This is a genomic window from Streptomyces sp. WAC05292 (assembly GCF_003949955.1).
GTDB classification, from domain to species: Bacteria; Actinomycetota; Actinomycetes; order Streptomycetales; family Streptomycetaceae; genus Streptomyces; species Streptomyces globosus.
Window position 1 is genome coordinate 1 of the sequence record NZ_RPSE01000506.1, and the last position, 3,676, is coordinate 3,676.

The following is a 3,676-nucleotide window of genomic DNA, read 5'->3' on the forward strand; positions in this document are numbered from 1 at the left end:
CGGTTTCGGGAAGGGGCGGGGAGGGGGAAAGGCCCCGCGCAGCGGCCGGCGCGGCGGGTCGTATCGTGGACCCGCACACCTGAAACCGCACGTCACACCGGACAGGCCGCTCCAGCGCAGCAGCGGCGCAGACACACCGCCGTACAGGAGCCGCACCGCCATGGCACACCCGGGACACCCCGCGTACCCCGTAGGCCTCCGCCTCGCCGGCCGCCGCGTCGTCGTCATCGGCGGCGGGCAGGTCGCCCAGCGCCGCCTCCCCGCGCTCGTCGCCGCGGGTGCCGACGTCCTGCTCGTCTCGCCGTCCGCCACGCCGTCCGTCGACGCCATGGCGGAGACCGGCGAGATCCGCTGGGAGCGCCGCCGCTACCGCGAGGGGGACCTCGCCGGCGCCTGGTACGCCCTGATCGCCACCCAGCACCGCGAGGTCAACGAGCAGGCGTCCGCCGAGGCCGAGCGCGAGCGGGTGTGGTGCGTCCGCGCCGACGACGCCTCCGCCGCCACCGCCTGGACCCCGGCCACCGGCCGCGTCGAGGGGGTCACCGTGGCCGTCCTCACCGGCAACGACCCGCGCCGCTCCGCGGCCGTCCGCGACGCCGTCGTCGAGGGGCTGCGCGACGGCACCCTCGCCGCGCCCGGCCACCGAGGCCGCGCCGAGGGCGGGCCCCGCGTCGCCCTCGTCGGCGGCGGCCCCGGCGACCCCGACCTGATCACCGTCCGCGGCAGGCGGCTCCTCGCCGAGGCCGACGTCGTCATCGCCGACCGCCTCGGCCCGCGCGACCTCCTCGACGAGCTTCCGCCGCACGTGGAGGTCATCGACGCCGCGAAGATCCCGTACGGCCGTTACATGGCCCAGGAGGCCATCAACAACGCCCTTGTCGAGCACGCCAAGGCCGGCAAGGCCGTCGTCCGGCTCAAGGGCGGCGACCCCTACGTCTTCGGCCGCGGCATGGAGGAGCTCCAGGCCCTCGCCGAGGCCGGCATCGCCTGCACCGTCGTCCCCGGCATCTCCAGCTCCGTCTCGGTGCCCGCCGCCGCGGGCATCCCGGTCACCCACCGCGGCGTCGCCCACGAGTTCACCGTCGTCAGCGGGCACGTCGGCCCCGACGACCCGCGTTCCCTGGTGGACTGGGCGGCACTCGCCCGGCTCACCGGCACCCTCGTCGTCCTCATGGGCGTCGACAAGATCGGCCTGATCGCCGAGGCCCTTGTCCGCCACGGCCGCCCCGCCGACACGCCGGTCGCCGTCGTCCAGGAGGGCACCACCGCGAACCAGCGCCGCGTCGACGCCACCCTCGCCACCGTCGGCGAGCGGGTCCGCGCCGAGGACGTCCGCCCGCCGGCGGTCATCGTCATCGGCGAGGTCGTCCGCGTCGCGGCGGCCCCCGCGACCTGAGCGACCGAACCCCGGCGCCCCGCAAGGGGCGTTGGCACCCCATCCCGGACAAGGCAGTATCACCCTGTGGCTGATCTCATCACCGTCGACGACCCCGACGACCCGCGCCTGCGCGACTACACCGGCCTGACCGACGTCGAGCTGCGCCGCCGCCGCGAACCCGAGGAGGGCCTCTTCATCGCCGAGGGCGAGAAGGTCATCCGGCGGGCCAAGGACGCCGGGTTCGAGATGCGGTCGATGCTGCTGTCCGCGAAGTGGGTCGACGTCATGCGCGACGTCATCGACGAACTCCCCGCCCCCGTCTATGCGGTCACCCCCGAGGTCGCCGAACGCGTCACCGGCTACCACGTGCACCGCGGGGCGCTCGCCTCCATGCAGCGCAAGCCGCTGCCCGAGCCCGCCGAGCTCCTCGCGGCAGGCGGCCCCGGGCGCCGCATCGCCGTCTTCGAGGGCTTCGTCGACCACGCCAACCTCGGCGCCGCCTTCCGCAGCGCCGCCGCCCTCGGCATCGGCGCGATACTCCTGTCCCCGGACTGCGCCGACCCGCTCTACCGGCGTGCCATCAAGGTCTCCATGGGCTCGGTGTTCTCGGTGCCGTACGCCCGCCTCGCGGACTGGCCGGCCGACCTGGAGAAGGTGCGCGAGGCCGGCTACCGGATCCTCGCCATGACGCCCAGCCCGCAGGCGGCCTCCCTGGACCAGGTCCCGCCGGAGCGCTTCGAACGCTGCGCGATCATGCTGGGCTCGGAGGGGCACGGCCTGTCGACGCACGCCCTGCGCGCCGCCGACGAGTGGGTGCGCATCCCGATGGCCGAGGGCATCGACTCGCTGAACGTCGCCGCGGCCTCCGCGGTCGCCTTCTACGCCACCCGCCCGCCCCGGCAGGCGTGACGCGGACGGCGCCGGGGCGCCCGGGCCCCGGCGCTCAGAGCTTCTGCGCCGCCGCGATCCCGAGCGCCACGACCAGCGTCACCACCACGAACACGATCAGCCGCTGCCGCATCAGCCGCGGGTCCGGCCGCGACGGGCGCCGCCCCGCCCCCGTCGTCCGGGGCACCGGACGGCCGCCCGACCGCCCGCCGGTCGGGCGCGACGACGGCCCGCCGCCCTTGTTCCGCGGCGACGACGGCCGCGACGGCGGACCGCCCGGCGCACCCTTCACCGCCCTGCCGCCCGCCCCCTGCGGTGCGGGGGTGCGGCCGGTGCGCCGCTCCGCCCGCTCCTCGGGGAACGGCTGGGTCAGCCGCCCGGTGGGCCGGTCGGTCCGCACCCGCTGCGCGGGCGGGCGGCCGTCCGACAGGCCCTGCGCCTCCCGGGCCGCGATCTCCTTCAGCCGCATCGACAGCTGGAGCGTGCTGGGCCGGTCCTCGGGGTCCTTCTCCAGGCAGGCCCGCACCAGCGGCGCCAGGGCGTCCGGCACGCCCACCAGGTGCGGCTCCTCGTGCACCACCCGGTACAGCATGACCTCGGAACTGCCGTGCCCGAACGGCGAGTCGGCGGTCGCCGCGTAGGCGAGGGTCGCGCCCAGCGCGAACACGTCGGTTGCGGGCGTGACCGCCGCCCCGCGGACCTGTTCGGGGGCCAGGAAGCCGGGGGAGCCGACGGCCGTCCCCACGTGGGTCAGCGTGCTGGCGCCGGTCGCCCAGGCGATCCCGAAGTCGATGATCCGCGGTCCCTTGGGCGACAGCAGGATGTTCGACGGCTTGAGGTCCCGGTGGACGACGCCCGCCTCGTGCACCGCGACCAGCCCCTCCGACAGGGCGGCCCCGATCGCGGCGATCTGCGCCGCCGTCAGCGGGCCCTCCTCGGCGACCTTGTCGTGCAGCGACGGACCGGGCACGTACTGGGTCGCGAACCACGGGCGCTCCGCCTCCAGGTCCGCCGCCACCAGGCGCGCCGTGCACCCGCCGCGGATCCGCCGGGCGGCGGACACCTCGCGGGCGAAGCGGGAGCGGAACTCCTGGTCCTCGGCGAGGTCGGGGCGGATCACCTTGAGCGCGACGCGCTGCCCCCGCCGGTCGGAGCCCAGGTAGACCACGCCCATGCCCCCGGCGCCGAGCCGCCGGTGCAGCCTGAACGAGCCGACGACACGCGGGTCCTCGCGCCGGAGCCGCATCATCGCCATGTCCACCCCGCTGACCCGTCGTCCTGTTGACGTGGCACAGCTTACGGACCATCCGCCACGAGCGCTCAGAGGCCGCGCCCTCACCGGGGCAATCGCTCGTCAGTGCGCGGCCCCCCGCGAGGGTGTGCGGCACCCCGCCGCACACCCTCGCGGGG

General features: G+C 76.1%; 3 protein-coding genes. 2 read left to right on the forward strand and 1 reads right to left on the reverse strand.

Annotation, left to right across the window (positions count from 1 at the left end):
* The first annotated feature begins 160 nt into the window (after positions 1–160).
* Both cobA and EF903_RS30110 read left to right on the forward strand, forming a co-directional pair.
* Complete coding sequence (cobA, locus tag EF903_RS30105; RefSeq protein WP_125548162.1) at positions 161–1,396, forward strand: uroporphyrinogen-III C-methyltransferase; 1,236 nt, start codon at positions 161–163, stop codon at positions 1,394–1,396.
* Between the two features lie 66 nt (positions 1,397–1,462).
* Positions 1,463–2,287: an RNA methyltransferase gene (locus EF903_RS30110; RefSeq protein ID WP_125548163.1), complete on the forward strand. Its 825-nt coding sequence runs from the start codon at positions 1,463–1,465 to the stop codon at positions 2,285–2,287.
* Positions 2,288–2,321: 34 nt separating this feature from the next.
* Here the strand turns inward: EF903_RS30110 and EF903_RS30115 are convergent, their stop codons facing one another.
* Positions 2,322–3,527, reverse strand: coding sequence for a serine/threonine-protein kinase (locus tag EF903_RS30115; protein ID WP_185902901.1), 1,206 nt, complete (start codon positions 3,525–3,527; stop codon positions 2,322–2,324).
* Positions 3,528–3,676 lie beyond the last annotated feature (149 nt).